Source organism: Nocardia terrae (genome assembly GCF_009760405.1).
GTDB lineage: Bacteria > Actinomycetota > Actinomycetes > Mycobacteriales > Mycobacteriaceae > Nocardia > Nocardia terrae.
Map to the genome: position 1 here is coordinate 802536 of NZ_WRPP01000005.1, position 20229 is coordinate 822764.

At 65.7% G+C, this 20229-nt stretch carries 21 protein-coding genes and 1 tRNA gene; 5 read left to right on the top strand and 17 right to left on the bottom strand.

The annotated features are described in order from the left end of the window. The first annotated feature begins 40 nt into the window (after positions 1-40). Positions 41-640, top strand: coding sequence for a TetR/AcrR family transcriptional regulator (locus GPX89_RS27745; protein WP_157390546.1), 600 nt, complete (start codon positions 41-43; stop codon positions 638-640). 1 nt (position 641) lies between these two features. Here the strand turns inward: GPX89_RS27745 and GPX89_RS27750 are convergent, their stop codons facing one another. Next, positions 642-1373: a hypothetical protein gene (locus GPX89_RS27750; protein ID WP_157390547.1), complete on the bottom strand. Its 732-nt coding sequence runs from the start codon at positions 1371-1373 to the stop codon at positions 642-644. A gap of 112 nt (positions 1374-1485) precedes the next feature. On the opposite strand from GPX89_RS27750, the gene GPX89_RS27755 reads away from it, so the two are divergent. Next, positions 1486-3228, top strand: a complete 1743-nt coding sequence (locus GPX89_RS27755) for a protein kinase domain-containing protein (protein ID WP_198347621.1) — start codon at positions 1486-1488, stop codon at positions 3226-3228. Here the strand turns inward: GPX89_RS27755 and GPX89_RS27760 are convergent. The 5 genes from GPX89_RS27760 to GPX89_RS27780 form a co-directional block, all read right to left on the bottom strand. Then, entirely contained in the window at positions 3222-3617 is a 396-nt protein-coding gene (locus tag GPX89_RS27760; RefSeq protein ID WP_328602372.1) for an NUDIX hydrolase, read from the bottom strand. The two genes, GPX89_RS27755 and GPX89_RS27760, sit on opposite strands and share 7 nt — an antisense overlap. Positions 3618-3637: 20 nt before the next feature. Further along, positions 3638-4234 carry a hypothetical protein gene (locus GPX89_RS27765; protein ID WP_157390549.1) on the bottom strand — a complete coding sequence of 199 codons (597 nt, stop codon included), beginning with the start codon at positions 4232-4234 and terminating at the stop codon, positions 3638-3640. A 100-nt stretch (positions 4235-4334) separates the two neighbouring features. Continuing rightward, a complete protein-coding gene (locus tag GPX89_RS27770) occupies positions 4335-6314 on the bottom strand; it encodes an acetoacetate--CoA ligase (protein ID WP_157390550.1) in 1980 nt (659 codons plus the stop codon). After that, positions 6311-7081 (bottom strand): 3-hydroxybutyrate dehydrogenase, encoded by a 771-nt coding sequence (locus tag GPX89_RS27775; RefSeq protein WP_157390551.1) that lies wholly within the window; start codon positions 7079-7081, stop codon positions 6311-6313. The genes GPX89_RS27770 and GPX89_RS27775 overlap by 4 nt, the downstream gene beginning before the upstream one ends. Beyond that, complete coding sequence (locus tag GPX89_RS27780; protein WP_157390552.1) at positions 7078-8457, bottom strand: MFS transporter; 1380 nt, start codon at positions 8455-8457, stop codon at positions 7078-7080. The genes GPX89_RS27775 and GPX89_RS27780 overlap by 4 nt, the downstream gene beginning before the upstream one ends. 139 nt (positions 8458-8596) lie before the next feature. Between GPX89_RS27780 and GPX89_RS27785 the strand changes: the two genes are divergently transcribed. Continuing rightward, entirely contained in the window at positions 8597-9529 is a 933-nt protein-coding gene (locus GPX89_RS27785) for a LysR family transcriptional regulator (RefSeq protein WP_157390553.1), read from the top strand. 74 nt (positions 9530-9603) lie between these two features. Here the strand turns inward: GPX89_RS27785 and GPX89_RS27790 are convergent, their stop codons facing one another. From GPX89_RS27790 to GPX89_RS27800, 3 genes are all read right to left on the bottom strand, one after another. Continuing rightward, the gene (locus tag GPX89_RS27790) at positions 9604-10578 is read right to left on the bottom strand and encodes an asparagine synthase-related protein (protein WP_157390554.1); all 975 of its coding nucleotides are present in this window, start codon (positions 10576-10578) and stop codon (positions 9604-9606) included. 183 nt (positions 10579-10761) lie between these two features. Continuing rightward, on the bottom strand, positions 10762-12345 hold the full coding sequence (locus tag GPX89_RS27795) for a sensor histidine kinase (protein ID WP_157390555.1): 1584 nt from the start codon (positions 12343-12345) through the stop codon (positions 10762-10764). Next, positions 12323-13027, bottom strand: coding sequence for a response regulator transcription factor (locus GPX89_RS27800; protein ID WP_157390556.1), 705 nt, complete (start codon positions 13025-13027; stop codon positions 12323-12325). Before GPX89_RS27800 ends, GPX89_RS27795 begins: the two co-directional genes overlap by 23 nt. Positions 13028-13302: 275 nt before the next feature. Here GPX89_RS27800 and GPX89_RS27805 point away from each other — a divergent pair. After that, positions 13303-13376: transfer RNA gene (locus GPX89_RS27805), tRNA-Pro, on the top strand. A gap of 43 nt (positions 13377-13419) precedes the next feature. Here the strand turns inward: GPX89_RS27805 and GPX89_RS27810 are convergent. The 3 genes from GPX89_RS27810 to GPX89_RS27815 form a co-directional block, all read right to left on the bottom strand. Next, positions 13420-13950 carry a tyrosine-type recombinase/integrase gene (locus GPX89_RS27810; RefSeq protein WP_235948077.1) on the bottom strand — a complete coding sequence of 177 codons (531 nt, stop codon included), beginning with the start codon at positions 13948-13950 and terminating at the stop codon, positions 13420-13422. Continuing rightward, entirely contained in the window at positions 13908-14231 is a 324-nt protein-coding gene (locus GPX89_RS44875) for a hypothetical protein (protein ID WP_235948079.1), read from the bottom strand. The genes GPX89_RS27810 and GPX89_RS44875 overlap by 43 nt, the downstream gene beginning before the upstream one ends. Positions 14232-14548: 317 nt before the next feature. Further along, positions 14549-15277, bottom strand: a complete 729-nt coding sequence (locus GPX89_RS27815) for a hypothetical protein (protein WP_157390557.1) — start codon at positions 15275-15277, stop codon at positions 14549-14551. 397 nt (positions 15278-15674) lie between these two features. Here GPX89_RS27815 and GPX89_RS27820 point away from each other — a divergent pair, with 397 nt between their 5' ends. Further along, entirely contained in the window at positions 15675-16025 is a 351-nt protein-coding gene (locus tag GPX89_RS27820; RefSeq protein WP_157390558.1) for a hypothetical protein, read from the top strand. A gap of 116 nt (positions 16026-16141) precedes the next feature. Here the strand turns inward: GPX89_RS27820 and GPX89_RS27825 are convergent, their stop codons facing one another. From GPX89_RS27825 to GPX89_RS27845, 5 genes are read right to left on the bottom strand one after another with little or no spacing between them, the layout of a single operon-like run. Then, complete coding sequence (locus GPX89_RS27825) at positions 16142-16576, bottom strand: YbaB/EbfC family nucleoid-associated protein (RefSeq protein ID WP_157390559.1); 435 nt, start codon at positions 16574-16576, stop codon at positions 16142-16144. After that, on the bottom strand, positions 16569-16988 hold the full coding sequence (locus tag GPX89_RS27830) for an ankyrin repeat domain-containing protein (RefSeq protein WP_157390560.1): 420 nt from the start codon (positions 16986-16988) through the stop codon (positions 16569-16571). Before GPX89_RS27830 ends, GPX89_RS27825 begins: the two co-directional genes overlap by 8 nt. A gap of 2 nt (positions 16989-16990) precedes the next feature. Further along, positions 16991-18409, bottom strand: coding sequence for a WXG100-like domain-containing protein (locus GPX89_RS27835; RefSeq protein ID WP_157390561.1), 1419 nt, complete (start codon positions 18407-18409; stop codon positions 16991-16993). Then, positions 18410-18709 (bottom strand): WXG100 family type VII secretion target, encoded by a 300-nt coding sequence (locus GPX89_RS27840; RefSeq protein WP_157390562.1) that lies wholly within the window; start codon positions 18707-18709, stop codon positions 18410-18412. Continuing rightward, positions 18709-19026 (bottom strand): WXG100 family type VII secretion target, encoded by a 318-nt coding sequence (locus GPX89_RS27845; RefSeq protein WP_235948081.1) that lies wholly within the window; start codon positions 19024-19026, stop codon positions 18709-18711. The genes GPX89_RS27840 and GPX89_RS27845 overlap by 1 nt, the downstream gene beginning before the upstream one ends. Positions 19027-20229: the final 1203 nt, after the last annotated feature.

A 20229-nucleotide genomic window follows, 5' to 3' on the forward strand; every position in this document is an offset into this window, starting at 1 on the left:
GATTTTGCCTGCTCAATCGGCTTGACTAGTGTCCCACCACATGACGCCCCACCCCCGACGCCGCCGCCGGGGCGACGACCGCCGCGAGCAGATCATCGACGAGGCCCTGAAAGCCTTCGCCGACAACGGCTACCGCAGCACCTCCATCGCCGAGATCGCCGACCGCTGCGGACTGTCGCAGCCCGGCCTGCTGCACTACTTCCCCAACAAGGCGGCGCTGCTGGAGGCGGTGCTGGATTACCGCGACCGGCTCGACTACGACCGGCTCGGCTTCGACCAGGAGCTGCACGGCAAGGACGCGTTGCTGCGCCTGGCCCAGCTCGTCGACCACAACATGCATGTGCCGGGGCTGGTCCGGCTGTTCACGGTGCTCACCAGCGAGGCGGTCACCGCCGATCATCCGGCCCACGACTGGGCACTCAACCGCTACCGCGATCTGCAGGAGTTCCTCGCGGGCGCGCTGCGAGCCGGAATCGCGGACGGCAGCATTCGCCGCGAGATCGATCCGGCCGCCGTCGCCCGGCAGGTCTTCGCGATGATGGACGGGCTGCAGCTGCAGTGGCTGGTGGATCCCGACAACGTCGACATGGCGGCGCTGTTCCGCGCCTACATCGACGAGCTCATCGCCTACATCGCCTAGCTCAACCGCCGATCCGGTCCACGTTCTCGATGTCCACGGTGGCGGCCGCGCCCCGATCCCATTGCGTCTGTGCCGCAACGGGCTTCGGACGGTCGATCCAGACGCAAGTGTGGACACGGTCCAACGGCCAACCGGTGGAGCGGCATTGCGTCCACTGCTGCTTGTCCTCGTGGTAGTCCAGAGACCAGCCGCGGGCACGGAACTGGTCGACGAGGCGGTCGGGGACGTCGGTGTCGCGGACCGTGCCCGAACCGCCGATCACATACATGCGCCCGCAGTGGGTGTCGCTGCTCCCGGCGCATTGCCGCTCGGATTCGCGCAGCATGACGAGTCCGGCGGGCAGGGGAAGCAGCTCATCGTCCGACGGGTAGGGAACGCCCTGCAGTCCCATCACGGACAGCGCCGCGACCAGGAGCACCGCGAGCAGGGTGAGCACGCCCCACAGGAGACTCGCGGCTACTCCGACGATCGACCTGACCGCACGAACCGGTTCACTCCTCATCGGCGCACCGGGAAGATCGAAGATCCAGCCGCAGAACATCACGAGCAGCGCCAGTAGCGCCAATCCCACAGTTGCGGTGACCGTTCCGCCCGCGAGAATCCATCCGCCCGTCACCAGGACCTGAAGACCCGCGACGACCGTCAGCAACAGTCCCACCACAATCCGCGCACGGATGCCGTGCGCCACCAGCAGCCAGCACACCAGCGGCACGAAGAAGATCAACTTCAACACGACGTCAGTGTATGAATGCGGCACAACGCGATTTCGGCGTTCTCACCGGCCGCCCGGCGTGTCGTTTCGGAGTCGGCTCTCCCCGCGATATTCAGTCGACGGGGAGGTGGCGGTGGCCAGCACGCTCAGGCCGGGCGAGTATTTCGCCGGTTACCAGATTCTGCGGAAGCTGGGTGCCGGGGGGATGGGTGCCGTGTATCAGGCGCGGGACAGGGATCTGCCGCGATTCGTCGCGTTGAAGTTGCTGAACCTGCCCGACGGCGGGGACGTCGACCATCGGGTCCGGTTCCGGCGGGAAGCCGATACCGTTGCGCGGCTGCAGCATCCGAACATCGTGACCGTCTACGCGCGCGGCGAGGAGGACGACCGGCTGTGGATCTCGATGACCTTCGTCGACGGCAGCGATGTCGCGCGGGCCCTGCGGGAGGGACCGCTGCATCCGGCGCGGGCGGTGCGAATCATCTCCGAGACCGCCGCGGCGCTCGATCACGCACACGAGACCGGGATTCTGCACCGGGACGTGAAGCCCGCGAACATTCTGCTGGCCGACGGGCGGCCGGAGCGGGCGCTGCTGACCGACTTCGGGATCGCCAAGGCCCGAGACGAGAGCCGGCAGTTGACCCAGCGCGGGGAGATTCTGGCGAGCTTCCAGTACGCCGCGCCGGAGCGGCTGACGCGGCCCGGCGAGGTGGACCCGCGCGCCGACGTGTATTCGCTGGGCTGCACGTTGTTTCACATGCTCACCGGGCAGCCGCCCTATCCCGGGCAGAACGTGGGCCAGATCATCTACGGGCACGCGTACGAGCCGGTTCCCGTGCCGTCGCATCGAAATCCGGCGCTTTCCAGTGGTTTCGACGAGATCATCGCGCGCGCCATGGCCAAGGAGCCCGAACGGCGCTTCGACAGTTGCGCGCATCTGGCGTGGAGCGCGGCGCAGGTGGTGCAGTCGGGTCCGCCGACCGGGCCGGTCGCGCGCACCACCGACCGGCTCACCGGGCCGCGGATGGCCACCACGCGCACCGCGCCGGGTTCGGGCACCGGGCCGCCCCGGACCGTGCCCACCGTGCCGGTGCCACCCGAACCCGCGACCGTGACCGCACCGCCCGGGCGGACGACTCCTCGCGATCCCGGAATCGGCACGGGGCCGGTCGATTCCGGCAAACGCGGAACCGGCTTGCGGATGGCCATCGGCCTGATGCTGACGGCGGCCCTGGCCGTGATCGTGTACTTCCTGGTTCACATGGACAACGGGCATCCGCCGGTGTCCACGGGCACCAGTTCGGTGGTGGCGGTCGCCACGACCACCGCGGTGACCACGACGACAACCGAAGCGCCGACCACCGAAGCGACGACACCGGTGAAGTCCTCGCAGACCGCGCCGAAGAACATCGCGATTCCCGACGTGGTGGGCAGTCAGAGCGCCGCCGCGAAGGCGCAATTGGAGCAGGACGGGTTCGCCGTGCAGGAAGTGCAGCGCGACGACAATCGTGCGAAAGGCACCGTCGTGGCGTTGAACCCGGCGGCCGGGACCTACCATCCCGCCGGGTCCACGGTCACGGTGTACGTCTCCACCGGCCCGGCCACGACCACCGTTTCCGTTCCGAACCTGGTGGGCCTGACCTACGACGCGGCGGCCACGAAGCTGAAGTCGGTCGGTTGGAAGGGCACGCTGCAGAAGAACCCGGTCAAGGTCACCGACGCCGCCAAAGCCGACCAGGTGATCAGCCAGAACCCGGCCGCCGGAACCTCGGTCGCGGTGGATTCGACGATCACCCTCGACGTCGGGCAGGGCACGTCCACTCCCCCGTCGACGCCGCCCTCGACGCCGCCGACGAGCGCGCAGAAGGGCTACTGATTCGACAGCGCGGCGCGGAAGTGGTCGGCCAGATCGAGTGCGGCCGCTTGTTCCGGGGTGACCCAGCGGTGCTCGTCATGCTCGTCGGGGTTGAGCGCCACGGTCCGCATTTCGCGCTCTGCGACGTCGTAAACCGTTGCGTGAATCCGCATTTCGCGCCCCGCCACATCCATCCAGGAATGCGCCGACCGCTGCCCGACCACCTCGACGGACAGCCCGGTCTCCTCCCCTACCTCCCGGACCGCGGCCTCCTCGTGCGGTTCCCCGGGCTCGACCCCGCCGCCCGGCAGCTCCCACCGCCCGGCCAGGAACACTCCGGGCGCACGCCGGATCACCAATACCGTCCCCGCCCGCGCGATCCGGCAGTACACCAAGTGCTTCTCCTCCACGCGGACATCCAATCACGCCGTCAACTCCAGACGCCGGAGTCGACCTCCCAGATGCCGGTGTCGCCCTTGGTGGCGGGCTGGATCAGGTGGAGGGCGACTTTGCTGCCGTCGGCGTTGGTGACGAAGACGACCATCGGTGCGCCGGTGCTGGTTTGGACGTTGGTCCATCCGAATCGGCTCTGGGCGAAGGTCTTCGCGACCTGGACTCGGTCCAGACGCCAGGGCTGATGGCCGTTGTCGACGGCGGTTTGCAGGTCGGCGGCCTGCTGGGCGGTGAGGCCCTCGCCGGGGAAAGTGGTGCCGGAGGGCGGGTTCCCGCTCGACGGGGAGGTCGGCGGCATCGTCGGGCTGACCGGCACGGTCGGAACCGGGGTGACCGGCACGGTGGCGCTCGGGGTCTCGACGGTGGGCGGCTGTGTCGGGATGGAGATCCCGGGCGACTGCGTGCCACCGGGTCCCGTCGGGGTGGGTGCGGTGGTGGAGGTCGTGGTGGTCGAAGGTCCGGATGAGCTCGGCGAGGACGAGCAGCCGCCGATCACGGCCGCGCAGAGCGCGACGCCGAGCAATGCCGCCGCGAGCCGCGGCGTGGACCGGTGATCGGATGTGGTGGTACGCATAGGTCTTCCCCTCGGACAAGAACCGCTACCCCGACAGCGACCCGGAGTTGGATCACTGTCCTGATGTCGTACCACCTCAGCCGATCGTTAACCGCCGAAATCAGTTCGTTCCCAGGTCCGGCGGGCGGTGCGCCGCGAACCAGTCGAACAGCGACGGATCGTCGACCGCCGTCCGGTCGACCACCCGTTCCGGATCCGCGCCCTGGAGCAGCCGTTTGAGCGGGACCTCGAGCTTCTTGCCGGTGCGGGTGTGCGGGATGCCCGGGGCCTCGATGATCTCGTCGGGGACGTGGCGCGGGGAGAGCTCGGTGCGAATGGCGGTGGCGATGCGGTTCCGGAGTTCGTCGGTGAGACTCAGGCCGGGGGCGAGCACGACGAACAGGGGCATCCAGTAACCGGCGTCGGGTTGTTCGATGCCCAGGACCAGGGATTCGGCGATCTCCGGGAACGTGTCGACGATCTGGTAGATGTCCGCGCTGCCCATGCGGATGCCATTGCGGTTGAGGGTGGAATCGGAGCGGCCGTGAATGGTGATGCCGCCGTGCGAGGTGCGGGTTATCCAGTCGCCGTGCCGCCAGACGCCGGGGTACATGTCGAAGTAGGCGTCGCGGTAGCGGGTGCCGTCGGGGTCGTTCCAGAAGGCCACCGGCATGGACGGCATCGGCGCGGTGACGACCAGTTCGCCGACGGCGTCGCGGACGGGATGACCGGAGGAGTCCCAAGCCTCCAGCGCCACACCGAGATACGGGGCCGAGAGCTCACCGGGCCGGACGGGGACGGTGCGGACGCCGCCCATGAAGGCCGACACCACATCGGTGCCGCCGCTGATGGAGGAGACGGGGATGTCACCGACGTTGTCGCGCAACCAGATCGACGAGCTCGCCGGGAAAGCCGAACCGGTGATGCCGATCTGACGCAGAGCGCTGAGGTCGTGGTCGCGCGCCGGGCGGGCACCCGCCTTCTCGCAGGCCAGCACATAGCCGGGGCTGGCGCCCAGCACCGTGGTCCGGGTGCGAGCCGCCAAGTCCCACAACGCATCCGGTCCCGGATAGGCGGGGTTGCCGTCGTAACAGACGATGGTCGCGCCCGCGAGCAGGCCGGAGACCTGGAAGTTCCACATCATCCAGCTGGGGCTGGTGTACCAGAAGAACGTGTCGTCGGGCCCGATATCGGATTGCAGGGCAACGGCTTTCAGATGTTCGAGCAGGACGCCGCCGTGCCCGTGCACGATGCCCTTGGGCTTGCCGGTGGTGCCGGAGGAGTAGAGCACCCAGAGCGGATGCTCGAAATCGACGGCCTCCGGGGTGAGGGTGGGCGGCTCCGGCGCGTGGACGTCCTCGGTGGCCTCGTTCCAGTCGAGGGCGTCCGGCAGGGTACGGCCGAGCCTCGAGACCAGCACGGTCCCGCGCAGCCCGGGCAGACCGGCTCGCAGAGCCTCGATTTCGCGGGTCTTGTCGTGCTCCTTGCCGCCGTAGCGGTTGCCGTCGGCGGTGATGAGCACGGTCGGCGCCAACTGGCCGAGCCGGTCCCGCGCCGCGGCGGCGGTGTAGTCCTGGCCGCAGGCGCTCCAGATCGCTCCGATGCTCGCGGTGGCCAGGAAGGCGATGACGGCTTCGGGGATGTTGGGCAGATAGCCCGCCACCCGGTCGCCGGGACCGACTCCGAGCCCGCGTAGGGTACTGGTGAGAACCGCTGCGCGGGAGAGCATTTCGTTCCACGACAGCTCACGTGCCGGGCAGTCCTCGCTGAGCCCGATGATGGCGGGCCGGTCGGTGCGGGCATGGCGGATGACCTGGTCGACGTAGTTGAGGCGGGTGCCGGGAAACCATTTCGCCCCCGGCATCTCGCTGGACGCCAGCACTTCGACGGGTGCGTCGCCGAGCTGGAAGTACTCCCACACCATCCACCAGAACCCGGCGATGTCCTCGACCGACCATCGCCACAGGTCCATGTAGTCGGCGGCCTGAATGCCGTAGCGCCCCTGCACGTATCGGGTGAATTCGGTGATCCGCGCCGACGCCATGTCGTCCGCGCTCGGCACCCACTGCGGCGTTCCCGCCGCCTCGGCCAGCTCGATCATCGGGCGCTCCATCCGCCGTCCATGGTGTAGGACGCCCCGGTCACCATGCGCGCCGCGTCGGAGGCCAGCCAGCCCACCAGCGAGGCCACCTCCTCGGGCTCGACGAGGCGCTTGATCGCGTTCTCGGTCAGCATGATCCGCTCCACCACCTCCTGCTCGGGAATGCCGTGCGCCAGGGCCTGATCGGCGATCTGCTTGTCCACCAGCCGGGTTCGCACATAACCGGGGTTGACGCAGTTGCTGGTCACCCCGTGCGGAGCGCCTTCCAGCGCCGTCACCTTGGACAGACCCTCCAGGCCGTGCTTGGCGGTCACGTAGGCCGCCTTGAACGCCGAGGCCCGAAGACCGTGCACCGACGAGAGATTGATGATCCGGCCGAACCCCCGCTCGTACATGTGCGGCAGCACCGCGCGGGTGAGCAGGAAGGGGGCCTCCACCATGAGGGCCAGCATCTCGCGGAACCGCTGGGGCGAGAATTCGGTGATCGGGCTGACGGTCTGCACTCCTGCGTTGTTGATCAGGATGTCGGTCCCGAGCCGCAGGTCCTCGAGCGCCGCAACGTCGGACAGATCCACTTGCCAGACGTGGCCGCCGAACTCGGCGGCCACCTTCTCCGCCCCGTCGCCGTCGATATCGGCCACGGTCACCTCGGCTCCACGGGCGGCGAGCTCGCGGGCGCACGCCGCCCCGATGCCGCTCGCGCCGCCCGTCACCAGCGCCGTCCGTCCGGCCAGCTCACCGAGCAGGGGTCCGGTCGTCTCCGTCATGCCACCTTCACCTTCGATTCCTGTTGCACGGAAACGCCTTCCGCGTCCGCGCGATCGATCGCTTCCAGATCCACGCCCTTGGTCTCACGGGCGCACAACACCGCCACCACCGTGACCGCCGCCGCACCGGCCAGATACCAGGCGATCGGCACCGAGGACTTGTAGTCCTCCAGCAGCCGCACCGCGATGATCGGGGCCAGCGAGCCGGCCACCAGCGAGGTCACCTGATATCCCAGGGACACACCGGAATACCGCATCCGGGTGGGGAACATCTCCGCCATGATCGCGGGCTGCGCGGAGTACATGCAGCCGTGGAAGATCAGGCCGATCACGATGGCGGACAGGATGATCGCGTTGTTCTTGCTGTCCATCATGGGGAAGGCGAAGAACCCCCAGGTACCCGCCGCGACCGCGCCCACCAGGTAGACGGGCTTGCGGCCGAAGCGATCCGAGAGCCGCCCGATCTGCGGGATCACCAGGAAGTGCACGGCGTGCGCGACCAGCAGCCACCACAGGATCACCTTGGTGTCGGCCCCGACGTGGACCTTCAGATAGGTGATCGAGAAGGTGACCACCAGGTAGTACATGATGTTCTCGCCGAAGCGCAGGCCCATGGCGACCAGCACGCCGCGCGGATACCGCTCGAGCACCTCGAGCGCGCTGATCGAGGCCGCCTTCTCCTGCTCGGCGAGCTGTTGCGCGGCTACGAAGATCGGCGCGTCGGTGATCTTGGTGCGCACGTAGTAGCCGATCAGGACCACCACCGCCGAGAGCCAGAAGGCCACCCGCCAGCCCCAGCTCAGGAAGGCCGCGTCCGAGAGCCACGAGGTCAGCGCCAGCAGCACGACCGTCGCCAGCATATTGCCCAGCGGCACCGCAGCCTGCGGCCACGCCGCCCAGAACGCGCGGCTGCGGCTCGGACTGTGTTCTGCCACAAGCAATACCGCGCCGCCCCACTCGCCGCCGATGGCGAAGCCCTGCACGAAGCGCAGCACCACCAGCAGCACCGGGGCCAGGTAGCCGACCTGGCCGTAGGTCGGCAGGCAGCCCATCAGGAAGGTGGCCGCGCCGACCATCACCAGGCTCAGCTGCAGCAGCTTCTTGCGGCCGTGCTTATCGCCGTAGTGCCCGAAGACGATGCCGCCCAGCGGTCGTGCCGCGAAGCCCACCGCGTAGGTGATGAACGCGGCCAGGATGGCGTCGAGATCATTGCCGCCCTTGGCGAAGAACACCTTGCTGAACACCAGCGTGGCCGCGGTGCCGTAGAGGAAGAATTCGTACCATTCGACCACGGTCCCGGCCATGGACGCGGCGACCACGCGCCGTAATCCGGACAGGCCGCCGCCCGCTTCCGGCTGGGTTTCCCGGACGCTCATCGCGTAACTCCTTCACGCTAGAGCCACACCACCCTCATCTGTGATGCGGCCCACAAACTTCGATGCCAAGGAGTATTCGTGCACATTGCCCGGCCGAGCAATGACCAGTTCCGCAGCCACAATCTGCAAGAATGCAGAAATGAGCGTGACCCCTGCCACAAGCCGTCCCAGCCCCGACGATCTGCTGGTGCTGCTGGCCGTGGGACGGACCGGCCGCTACGTCTCGGCGGCCGACGAGCTGGGGATCAACCACACCACCATCTCCCGGCGCATCGCCTCGCTCGAACAGGCCCTCGGCGGGCGGGTGCTGATCCGCGGGGCGGGCGGCTGGGAACTCACCGACCTCGGCCGCGAAGCCCTGACCGCCGCGGAGGCCATCGAATCCGCGGTCCGCTCACTCACCTCCGACACTCCGACACTCGAAGGGGTGGTCCGCATGTCGGCCACCGACGGGTTCAGCGCCTACCTCGCCGCCCCGGCCATCGCCGCCGTGCAGCGCCGGCATCCGAAGCTGTCGGTCGAGATCGTCACCGCCACCCGGCTGGCCTCGCTGCAACGCTCCGGCTTCGATATCGAAGTGGTGGTGGGCAAACCGCAATTGCGCCGCGCCCGCGCCATCCCGCTCGGCGACTACACCCTCGCGCTGTATGCATCCCACGGCTACCTCGCCGAGCACCCCGTCCCCGCGACCGTCGACGACCTGACCGGGCACCCGCTGGTCTACTTCATCGACTCCATGCTCCAGGTCGACGACCTCGATCTGGCCCCCACCTTCGCCCCCACAATGCGCGAATCCATCTCCTCCACCAACGTTTTCGTGCATGTCGAAGCCACCCGCGCGGCCGCCGGATTGGGCCTACTCCCCTGCTTCATGGCCGACCGCCACGCCGATCTGGTCCGCGTCCTGCCCGAAATCTCGGTCCGCCTGACCTATTGGCTCGTGGCCCGGCCCGAAACCCTGCGGCGGCCCGAGGTGGCGGCCATCGTCGAGGCGCTGCGGCACGAGGTCGACACCCGGAGGGACATGCTCATGGGCGCCCCCGGCGCGACGATCGAATTCGTCCAGCCCTGAGGCCATTCAAGATCAGGGAGCTGTCAGCGTGGAATTTTGTCCTGATCTCCGCAGTCTGAGCTCCCTGATCTCGGTTATTTCTTGTGCGCGTCGGCGAGGCGGGCCAGGTAGAGGCGGGTGGCGACGGCCTCGAAGGGCTCGGTGAGGGGGTCGGTGTAGGTCTGGGCGCCGGGCAGGGATGCGGCGTCGGCGCGGGCGGCGGCAGAGAGGGCGCCCATGATGCCCGCCGAGTGCTGGATGGCGGATTTCTTCGCCCAGGCCAGGGGGCGCGCGGCTGGGGGCAGAAGCTGTTCGCAGGCGATTCGGAGGCCAAGCTTGTCGATGGGGTGGTCGTCGTGGGTGCCGAACAGGGCTGGGGGCGCGAAGGTTTCGGCCAGTTCCCAGAAGCGGACGGTTTGGAAGACGTGGACGATGCGGTCGGCGTGAGCGCCCAGGATGCGCGGGTAGAAGTCGGGGACGAGGCGGGTGCGGGTCAGTTCGAGGGCGGATTCCTTGCGGACGGCATGGTCGAGTTCCGCGGTCGCCTCGGGTGAATCGATCGGGCTCGCAAGGGTTTTGCCGCCCGCGAAGAGGGCGTCCGCGCCGCGGCCGGTCAGGATCGGGCCCGGGGTGGCGAGGCGGGTCAGCAGGGGCACGATCGCGAGCATCGGGATGGCGTACGAAACCTCCCACAGCTCGGCCACTTCCAGGCGGGCGAGGGACTCTCGCGCCAGTTCGACCACGGCCGCCTCGTCGAGTTCGACGATGTCGTGGGCCAGGCCCAGCGCGGCGGCCGCGGCGGCGGCGTTCGCGCGGTCGGTGCCGTCGGCGGTGGTCACGGTGACCGCGCGGGGGCGGACGCCCAGCCCGACGGCGGCCGCCGCCACGAAGATCGAGTCGACGCCGCCCGAGAGCATGAGGATCGGATCGCCCGGCATGGCCTCGAAGACCGCGCGCAGGCGGTCCCGGGTTTCGGCGGCGACCAGCTCGGCGACGCGAGCAGGGTCGGTCATCCGGCGGGCATCCGGGTCGGGGGTGGCGACGTCGCGCAGGTCAGCGACGAAATGCATGGGTGCGCCATGCTCGGCGAGGAGAGCTGTACGGTCTTGCGGCTGTCGTCCCACGCGGCCCAGCCTAGTGGTCGTGGTGGCTCCGACCGGGGCGATGCCGGACTCCCAGCTATCGCACAGGCAGCGCAGCCGCAGCCGTTGCCGCCGACCGGACCGCGGTCTGATCGGATGCACCTGCCGAGCTCAGCTCGGCAGGTGCACGGTGAATTCGGTTCGGCCGACGGCACTTTCGACGCTGATGTCGCCGCCGTGCGCCTTCACCACCGCCGCCACGATGGCGAGCCCGAGCCCGGTGCTGCCGGCCCGGCGGGAACGCGACGAATCGCCGCGCGCGAAGCGTTCGAACACCTCCGGCTGCAGCTCGGCGGGAATGCCCGGGCCGTTGTCGGTGACCCGCCACCGAGCCCCGCCCGTGCCGTCCTCGGTGAGCGAGGTGGTGACGATGGTGCCCGGGCCGGTGTGCGTGCGGGCATTGGCGAGCAGGTTGGCCAGCACCTGGTGCAGGCGGGCCGGGTCGCCGGTGACCACGATCGGTTCGGGCGGTAATTCCAACTGCCACTTGATCTCCGGACCGGCGATGTGGGCGTCGCTGACCGCGTCCACGGTGAGCTTCGTCAGATCCACCGGCGTCCGCTCGAGTCCTCGCCCGGCATCCAGGCGGGCCAGCAACAGCATGTCCTCGACCAGCGCGGTCATGCGCCGCGACTCCGAGTCGACCCGGCCCATGGCGTAGGCCACCACTTCCGGCACCGAATCACGTTCGCGCTGCGCCAATTCCGTGTAGCCGCGGATGGCGGTCAACGGTGTGCGCAGTTCGTGGCTGGCGTCGGCGAGGAAGCGCCGCACCCGGGTCTCGCTGGCGTGCCGGGCCGACAACGCGCCCGCGATGTGATCGAGCATGCGGTTGAGGGCCGCGCCGAGCTGGCCGACCTCGGTGCGCGGATCGGCGTCGACGGCCGGAACCCGCACGGGCAGAGTCACTTCGCCGCGATCCAGCCGCAGGTCGGCGACCCGGGCGGCGGTGGCGGCGACCCGGTCCAGCGGCGCGAGGGCGCGGCGCACCACCCAGATGCCCGCCGAGATGGCGATCGCCAACACGCTGGCGGTGACGATCACCAGGATCAGGAACACCCGCATGAGCGTGGCGTCGACGGAGGCGAGCGGCAGAGCGGTGATCACCGTCTGCCCGGACCAGGTGGTCAGCGATTCCACGCGATAGTGGCCCTCACCCGGAATCTCCAGGGTCACAGGCTTTCCGGTGGGAAGAGCCGCCAACCGCTCGCGGGCCGACTCCGACAGCAGCGACTGGGTGCCGTCGGCGCGGACCCGTGCGGCGCTCACCGACTTGTCGGCGGCCACGAGCGCGCCGACCGTATCCGGCTGGATATTGCGGCGATTCAGGAATTCCGGGCCGGGGCCGTAATCCTCGTCGTGTGGCGGCGGGCCGGGCGAATGCTGGTCCGGCGGGCGGGGGCCGAGAATGGGTCCGCCACCCGAATCGCCGAGGGCCCGTTTGGCGGTCTCGCCCAGCGTCACGTCCACCTGGTGGACCAGGAACTGTTGCAGCGCGAGTTCGGTCGCGATCCCGATCCCCGCCACCACGATCACCAGCAGCACGACCTGGCCGACCAGTAGCCGCACCCGCAGCGACCAGCGTCGACGGGTCGGCGGAGCCTCGTCCGGTGTGGCGTCGGCGACCGGTTCGACCTCGACCACCGGCTCGGATTCGGCGGTCGAGCCGAGCTCAGTGGGCAGGTTTGAGGACATAGCCCGCTCCTCGCAGGGTGTGGATCATGGGCGCGCGACCACTGTCGATCTTCTTGCGCAGATACGAGACGTACAGCTCGACGATGTTGGAGCGCCCACCGAAGTCGTAGCTCCAGACCCGGTCGAGGATCTGCCCCTTGCTCAGCACCCGCCGCGGATTGTGCATGAACAGCCGAAGCAACTCGAATTCCGTTGAGGTTAGCGCTATTTCGACACCACCCCGGGTGACTTCATGACTGTCCTCATCGAGGGTCAGATCCCCGACCACCAGCCGCGTATCACTGTCCTCGGTGGCGATTCCCGCCCGCCGCAGCAAGGCCCGCAGCCGCAGCACCACCTCCTCGATACTGAACGGCTTGGTGACATAGTCGTCCCCGCCCGCGGTCAGCCCCGCAATCCGGTCCTCCACCGAATCCTTGGCGGTCAGCAACAGCACCGGTAACCCCGGCACCCACCGCCGCACCTGCTCCAACACCTCGAGCCCACCCATATCGGGCAACATCAAATCCAGCACGACCACATCCGGCCGCAACTCCCGAGTCCTGGCCACAGCCGTCCGCCCATCCCCCGAGGTCTCGACCGCCCACCCCTCATACCTCAGCGCCAACGCCAACAACTCAGCCAGCGCCGGTTCATCATCCACCACCAGCACACTGACGGGATTCCCATCGGCACGCCGCATAACAGCACGCTCGATCGGAGCATTTCCCGAGGTCACCACAGACATCGTTACAGCGTCAGGGACCTGACTGGGGCATAGCTGTACCGAACCTATGTGTCAGCTGTGAGACCTGTGCCCCACTGTGCACACCCCCTCCCCGGATCCCCCTGCGCCAGAACAACCCTGAGCCGTCCCACCCCACCCGAAAACCCCGCCACACGCCAACGACCAGCCGATTTGGAAGTTGAGGGGGGTCCTGGGGTAATCTCATCGAGCACAAGCGAGAGCGAATGCAACGGGCTGTGGCGCAGCTTGGTAGCGCACTTGACTGGGGGTCAAGTGGTCGCAGGTTCAAATCCTGTCAGCCCGACGTAAGAAAACCCTCTCCGACCTGGTCGGAGAGGGTTTTCTGGTTATTTGATCAATCGGAGATGGTGGCCATTTGGTGGCCGTTGAGGCGCTGCGAGGTGCAGGGAGAGCAAGTTGCCGGCCTGCTGCAACGCCGCGGTGTTCGGGTGGAGATAGAGCTGGGTGACGCGAGGGTCGGCATGGCCCGCGATCTTCTGCAATAGATGACTGCTCACGCCGACGTCGGCGGACCAGGTCAGCCCGGTGTGCCGGAGGCTGTGACGACGGAGATGCTCGTAGCCGAGCGCGGCCACCACTTCGTCCCAATGAGTCGCGCGGCGCAGCACCGTGATCTGGATGCGGCCACCGCGCGGCCCGACGAACAACCGCGCATTCCGGTATGCCTTGACCCGAGTGGCGGCTTCGGCATCCTTCATAGCGGGGTCGGCGTCAACACGCGCTCGTGCCCGAGCGATTGCCTCGACCACAATGGGACGAAGCTCCTCGATGATCGGAATGGTCCGAGCGCGTTTACCTTTCGTACCTTTGTCCTTCAATCCGCCTGGGCCCGCCGTCGTTTGCCTGCGCAGGTCCATATCCATTCTTCGGCGTCGATGTCCCCCACGCGGCAGCCAGCCACTTCACCGATGTGGGCCGCGGTGCAGGCTTCGTAGATGACGACTTCGCCCCAGACCTCGTACTGATCCGATGATGCGATGACCAGCGCGTCGGCCAGTTCCGTGAGTGTCTGCCAGTCCGGCAGCGCGAGCGCCCGCGGATTGTTCAGCTCATCCTCGTGGCGCTCGTACTGACGTTGCCATCCGGGAACTTCCACCCTGTTGCGGTCGATCACCTCGTCACGCACGGCCTGGTCCATGAACCATCCGAGAGCGGCCAGGGTGTTCTTGATCGTGGACTTGCCATTGCCTTCGGCTAAGAACGTCGGTTGGTAGCCAAATCAACAATACCGAAATCACAGACAGCGGCCCACCTTCAGTGCCATCCATGATCGCCCATATAGGACGAACCGGACCATTTGGTGGTTCGGGACGAAGTGGCCCAGAGGTCTGGTCCACAGGCAGACAGTAAAGGTCAGCACGGTGCTGACTGCACCACCCGCGCGAACTGTCACCCAAGCATGTCGGCGAACTCGTCGAACCGTTGGAGTCAAATACCATTGGATCTGGTTGGACACTACCTGGATTCGTCCGAAAACAGCAGCACCTCAAGATGGCTACCTCCGGGAATTCCAGCTTCCGAAAGAGGCCGATAATCATAGGATTTACTGGGGTTATCCATGGCCGATTGTATTTTAGCATCTTTTAGGACTTCACCGGACTCAACATTGCGGAGAATCCATTGGTCGCCATATGTATAAGGCGCGACCGTCGATTGGAGTGCGAAGTATATGTTGTCAAGAACCTCACTGACAGGCGACTCTGCAAGAAATAGCAACTCTACTGGCTCATTCTGCCGATCTACGAATGGAATTCGTACGGTGATATGCTGACGAGTGTACTCATCTTTAGCGGACTCTATCGCCTGATTCAGAACCTTAATTTTTGAAACCTCGCCTAGTTCGGGCGTTTCCTCGAGCCCACGCGAGATTCCTACCGTGATGACCTTCTCGATATCAACACGATTGAGCGACTTGCTCATAGTTTCGATGTAATGCTGGACATCGGGGCCCTCATTCAAGAAGTCTCCTGGGGCATAAAATACTTGAGGCCGATCTCGGAGAGTTATGAAGAATGCAATTGCAACCCCACTGGGAAATGTAACACAAAAGATAGCGAAGATGGATTGAATCCATCCTGATGTCAGTGTTGCCGCCCCACCAGCGGTAACCTCTGCCAATCCAAGAAAGAGAGAGATGATCCACAGCGGGTTCAGAACCCGTGGGACCGTCTTGTCTACCGCCATAGGTAGACACCCTATGATGCAAATATCTTGTGCGCCACGAAAATTAGGGAAGGATCTGTCCTCTACCGACAATCCGGCATAGCGCCCAGATGCCCCTCTCTGGGGGGCTCGCGTGTCCGACTCCTCCGCTTGCCGCAGTTCCACTGGACCTGGTTGGGGCCGAATCCATCAAGAGTTGGCAAGATCAACCTCAAAACCTATGCATGACAAATGGTTGGTGCCATCGTGTACACAGCCGCCGCCCGGGCTTGAGCGCGCCATTCCGATGACCTCGGCCTGCGCCTCCTCAAGGAGTTCGAGGGGCGGCCGGAGGCATCAGGACGTCTCGCGCTGGGCGATTCCTGCCATTGAAGAAGGGCTGGTGGCATCCAGGATTCAGATTGGCAGGGTCGGTAGGTTGGATACCGTCGCGTCAGGGTTGCAGACGTGGGGCGATGCCATGGAAGAGCTTGAGCAGGAATTGGTTTCGGTTGCCGATAGGCTGTGGAAGTACACGACTTTGGATGAGGCGCAGCGGATCAGGTTGGATGCGCTCCGCACCGAGCAGACGCAGATCGAGCGGCAGCTCGTCGATGCCCTCGTCAGCATCCGGCGAGCGGAAGTGGTTGAAGAGCTAACCGATGGCCAGACCGTCGCAACTCGTCTGCATGCAAGGATTTCCGAGTTGGAGCCGGCCGCGGCCGAGCAGCATCCTTTGCAGCGGTTCGTGCCTACGTGGAGTGGAAAGCCGAGCAGTAGGCCGAGCTGACTGTCGAACGTGAGCGTCCTACCCTCCGGATGGAGATGACGTATCCCGAGATCGAACCGCCCACACTGGAGATGGGGTGGTGACCGTCCACGTACCGAGACACTAGACGCTGGCCGTTACAACGAGTAGTTCCAGCCGTTGCGGTTCATCCGCTGGTAGTAGGCGTCATCAGCGGCCTGGAATTCTTCCTCAGTTCTCGGCTTGGGCGCCGAGTTCAATGTCTTCAGGTCTTTGCGGATTGCGTTGAGCCCGTTCTGGACTCGTTCATCGCTGGTGAGTGGCCGGAGGGCTTGGGCGGCTTGATTCTGGGCATCCTCCTCGGCGGCCGCCGTTGCCTGAAGTATCAGGTCCGAGAGCTCGGTTCCAAGGCGTGCGACGTTCGTGGGGAGTTTGAGGTCGCGCAGCCGTCCTCCAGAGTCGACGATGGCGGTGATCGTTCCGTTCGCGGCTGTACCGGTGCCGCGGATACGGGTGAGTTCTGCCTGTACCTTCGCAGCTCGCGCGTGTATCTCCGTGAGAGTGGCGTCCAGGTCGGTGGTGTCGTCACTCATTGATCAGGTCCGCGAACTCGGCTCGGATTTCGGGGTCGGTCCCGGGCTCTTGGATGTAGAAGATGGGGCTCTTGGCGCCGAAGTATCCCTTGATCGTTTCTCTGGTCGGGTCGGCGCCTCGCGCACGCAGCACACGGATCGTTTCCACCGGGTTGCCTCGCTTGGTGACCGCTGCCCAATAGATCGCCGGCATGCCCTTCTCGGTGAGGGCGTGGATGTCCGCTCCGGCGTCGAGCAGACACGCGACCACGTCAGAGGCGCCGGCGCTGGCCGCGAAGTGCAGGGGCGTCCAGCCATCATGATCGGCACGGTTGACGTCCTCGGCGCCGAGCAACCGCTCTACCGCGGTCAGGTCGCCGTCCGCGGCTGCGTAATGCAGTGGTGTACGGCCGAATTCGTCGATCTGGGTCATCACTATTTCTCCCGTTTGTGACTACGGTTCCCGTATCGATCCTCGACATGGAAGAGCTGAGGGTTGTTGTTAACGTAGTCGGTGAGTTGTTGCTGGTTCCAGCCCTGCGCCTGCGCGTTGGCGATCAATCTCCGGTTCTCGAACCCGCTGTTGTGCCCGAATTCCCATTCGGGGTTGACCGGGTACCGTGCTTGGTTCGTGGCGTCGATGTAGTACTTTCCGGCCGGGTCTTTCGGTAACTGTGTGACCCATGGCTTGTCGGCGTAGGACTTGTTGATCGGCACCTTGACGTCGGGTTCGGAGGCGACTTCATAGAATTCTTGCGGTTGTCCGTTGGGGCCCCACTTCTTGGCCTGCTTTTCGATGGCGTCTTTGGTGGCCTGGGTCAGGGCCGGTCGCCTGAGCTTCGCCCAGGCTGTGAACGGTCCCGGTGCGACTGCGCCGTCTGCGGCTGCCAGCGCTGGTTCGGCGCGGAGCAGTGGGATGAGGATCTCGGTGCCGCGGGCGATGGCCTGTGAGACGGCGACCGGAACCTTTGCGATCTCGGCCAGTCCGATCAGGGTGCGGATCAAGTTCGCGATACGTGCGCCGGTCATGCTGATTGCCAGCGCCATTCCGCCCTGTGCAGCGACTTCGGAGCCACCTCCGGTAAGCGCGGCGCCGAGAAAGCCCAACCCCTGATCCACTGCGATGATCGCAACGAGCTGGATCAGCGCGTTGACGATGGCCTTTTTGGTGGTCTCGACCGCATCGGCGTAGGAATCGCAGGACTTCGCGAGTTCATCACATACGCCGGCCAGGGTTTCGAACTGAGTCTTGACGTTGTCGGCCTGCTCGAGCGCCTGCGGTGTTTCCTCGCTCTGCTGCGCGTCGATATGCGTGCGCGCGCTCGGCAGCAGGAGCGCGGCCAGACGTAGTTTGGCCTCCATGAGACGCCACGCGCTGGCGGCGGCCCGTAGCTTGTCGGGGTGCCCGTTCGGCCAGAGCTCGCCCTCGACATAGCCCTTGATCCAGTCCCAGCCCGTGGGTTCGGGGTCGTCGCCACCGAAGAACGCGGGTGGCTCGGGTGGCTCGTAGATCGTCAATGAGCCCGGCGGATAGACCAATTCATCCGGGTTGGCATCCGGAACCGATTGGGAATTGCCGTTGCTGTGATTCGCTGCGGTGTACTGCAGCAGGTCATGCATCTGGCCGCAGGCCAGTGCTAGGTCACCCAGCGAGTCAACGGTGTCGTAGGCGACGGGGTCATAATCGTTGGACCACTTCAGTCCGGCATTGTCCGAGCCTGCGGAGCCTCCGCAGTCCTTCAGCACATTGCACAGGTTGGTGATCGCGGGCACGAGCCACGTGTCGTGGACGGTGGCGTAGACCTCGGCAGCCTTCTTGAAGCCGTCAGGATCGACGTCGATCGGTGGTGGCATCTACGGCCACATCCGGGTGTTGGTTTCGACCGTGCTGGAGTAATTGGTATGTGCGCGTTGCGCAATGCGCCGCAGATCGTCCAGGTTGTCTCGGATCTCTTGGGCACCATCGAGCCACTTCTGGTGCGCGAGCTGCTGCGCCTTGGCGGCCTCGCTGTCCCACGACATGTGGAGATCGTTGATGTGAGTGTCGATTTCGGAAAGCATCGTCTCGGCATCAGTGCCGAACTGGGTCATTGCCGTGATCGCCTCGTCGAGCAGATCCAAATCGACCCGGTACCGGTCATCCCCGTCGGCCATCACGCCCGTCCCGTCGGATCGGGCAAGGTCAGTCGGAGAAAGTCGCCGCGGTTCTCCTCGTCCTGGGCCACATAGGTATTGGCTGCTTCAGCGAGCTTCGTAGACGATTCATCCAGCGCACTGACCATCGAGTCCGCACCGGTCTTCCAGTCGGTCCAGGACCCGTCATACCCCTTCGCGGCCTTGCCGGTCCACCCTTCGACAAGCAACCGCTGACCAATAGTTCCATCGAGCTTGTCAAGGCGTTCCCGCAGCTCCTGCGCCTTCCCCGCAACGAACCGCGACGCCTCGAGTAGTCGCTCCGGATCTACCCTCAAACCCTCACCCCTCGCGCCCCCGACTAATCCGTCAATCAAGATCGACACTATATGACGCGCCGGTAGGCTGCCCCGCTTGTCGCCTGCATCGCCTGGTCCGAACCTTTCGGCTTGCTTTTAGGCCAGATCGACACAGCGGGAGTAATCTCGCCACCGCGCTGCGATCAACGCTTGGGCGTTCGGGCCGATCCAACCCGAAACCATGTGGAGCAAGCATGATCGGCCTGCCATGGGTTCCTGACCAGACGCGCACGCATACGGTAAAACCTGTTCCGGGTGCCGCTGCTCCACCGCTCCCGGTTCGACCATCCGCACACCATCGGGATGGCCGAGCCGGTGACGCCTGCGTCGGATTGATCTCAGGCTCGGTGATGCCATCCCCCGACAATCCGGGGATCTACCTTGTTCGATCTTTCAGGAGTCGCCACCGGCGGGTACGTCGTTCTGGGAACGATCATGCTCATGTTCTGGATGCTGACCATGACCTTCGTATTCGGACGAGACCCCGGTAGACGTCGAAGGGCCTGGCAGGTACTGACACTGATGTGCTGGCTATTGACTGCGATCCGAGGCCGAAACTCGAAGGAGCAGTGAACTTTCCGGTAGCGAGCATCAGTCCAGAGCCAGATTAAAGATCCAGATCTCCTCAACCAACTCGGTATGCAGCCCGTACGCAGCAACCCTGAATATCACCAACACCACCAACTCTGCCAACACGCAAACCCACCGGCCAGAGCCGGGTTCCAAGCGTCATCAACATCGACCGAATTACCCAAACGTCGAGAGTGGCAACCTCAAAAACCGTTGCGTGACACCGCAGTTGGCACCCATCGCGCACAGGCCTCCCGAGGTTGAATGCTCAGTTCTGGCAACCTCCGCTACGCCCCCTCAAGACGTTCACGGGTGGCCGGCGGCATCAGAATGTCTCGTGCTGGGTGATTCCTACTATTGACTGACCCGCGAGTGCCAAGATCCGACCGCGCGGCGTCATGAAACACATTGATCGCTTGAAAGGCCCCTCTGTAATGCTTCAGCCATTCACCCAGGGGCTCGTTCACCTCGCCACGAGCTCGCCAGGGACTGTAAGAACAACGGTGTAACTCCGAATCAAGGAGTGGCACATGAACTCTGATGCGATGACTGCGGTCGTGGCCGATACTGACGCGGTGGCCAGGCCCAGGAAACCGAAGACGACAGCGGTGG

Coding starts and splice junctions, on each gene's coding strand:
- GPX89_RS27745 (WP_157390546.1), top strand. CDS start 41: ATGACGCCCCACCCCCGACGCCGCCGCCGGGGCGACGACCGCCGCGAG.
- GPX89_RS27765 (WP_157390549.1), bottom strand. CDS start 4,234: ATGCGTACCACCACATCCGATCACCGGTCCACGCCGCGGCTCGCGGCG.
- GPX89_RS27770 (WP_157390550.1), bottom strand. CDS start 6,314: ATGATCGAGCTGGCCGAGGCGGCGGGAACGCCGCAGTGGGTGCCGAGC.
- GPX89_RS27775 (WP_157390551.1), bottom strand. CDS start 7,081: ATGACGGAGACGACCGGACCCCTGCTCGGTGAGCTGGCCGGACGGACG.
- GPX89_RS27780 (WP_157390552.1), bottom strand. CDS start 8,457: ATGAGCGTCCGGGAAACCCAGCCGGAAGCGGGCGGCGGCCTGTCCGGA.
- GPX89_RS27785 (WP_157390553.1), top strand. CDS start 8,597: ATGAGCGTGACCCCTGCCACAAGCCGTCCCAGCCCCGACGATCTGCTG.
- GPX89_RS27790 (WP_157390554.1), bottom strand. CDS start 10,578: ATGCATTTCGTCGCTGACCTGCGCGACGTCGCCACCCCCGACCCGGAT.
- GPX89_RS27795 (WP_157390555.1), bottom strand. CDS start 12,345: ATGTCCTCAAACCTGCCCACTGAGCTCGGCTCGACCGCCGAATCCGAG.
- GPX89_RS27800 (WP_157390556.1), bottom strand. CDS start 13,027: ATGCGGCGTGCCGATGGGAATCCCGTCAGTGTGCTGGTGGTGGATGAT.
- GPX89_RS27810 (WP_235948077.1), bottom strand. CDS start 13,950: ATGGACCTGCGCAGGCAAACGACGGCGGGCCCAGGCGGATTGAAGGAC.
- GPX89_RS44875 (WP_235948079.1), bottom strand. CDS start 14,231: ATGGACCAGGCCGTGCGTGACGAGGTGATCGACCGCAACAGGGTGGAA.
- GPX89_RS27815 (WP_157390557.1), bottom strand. CDS start 15,277: ATGGCGGTAGACAAGACGGTCCCACGGGTTCTGAACCCGCTGTGGATC.
- GPX89_RS27825 (WP_157390559.1), bottom strand. CDS start 16,576: ATGAGTGACGACACCACCGACCTGGACGCCACTCTCACGGAGATACAC.
- GPX89_RS27830 (WP_157390560.1), bottom strand. CDS start 16,988: ATGACCCAGATCGACGAATTCGGCCGTACACCACTGCATTACGCAGCC.
- GPX89_RS27835 (WP_157390561.1), bottom strand. CDS start 18,409: ATGCCACCACCGATCGACGTCGATCCTGACGGCTTCAAGAAGGCTGCC.
- GPX89_RS27840 (WP_157390562.1), bottom strand. CDS start 18,709: ATGGCCGACGGGGATGACCGGTACCGGGTCGATTTGGATCTGCTCGAC.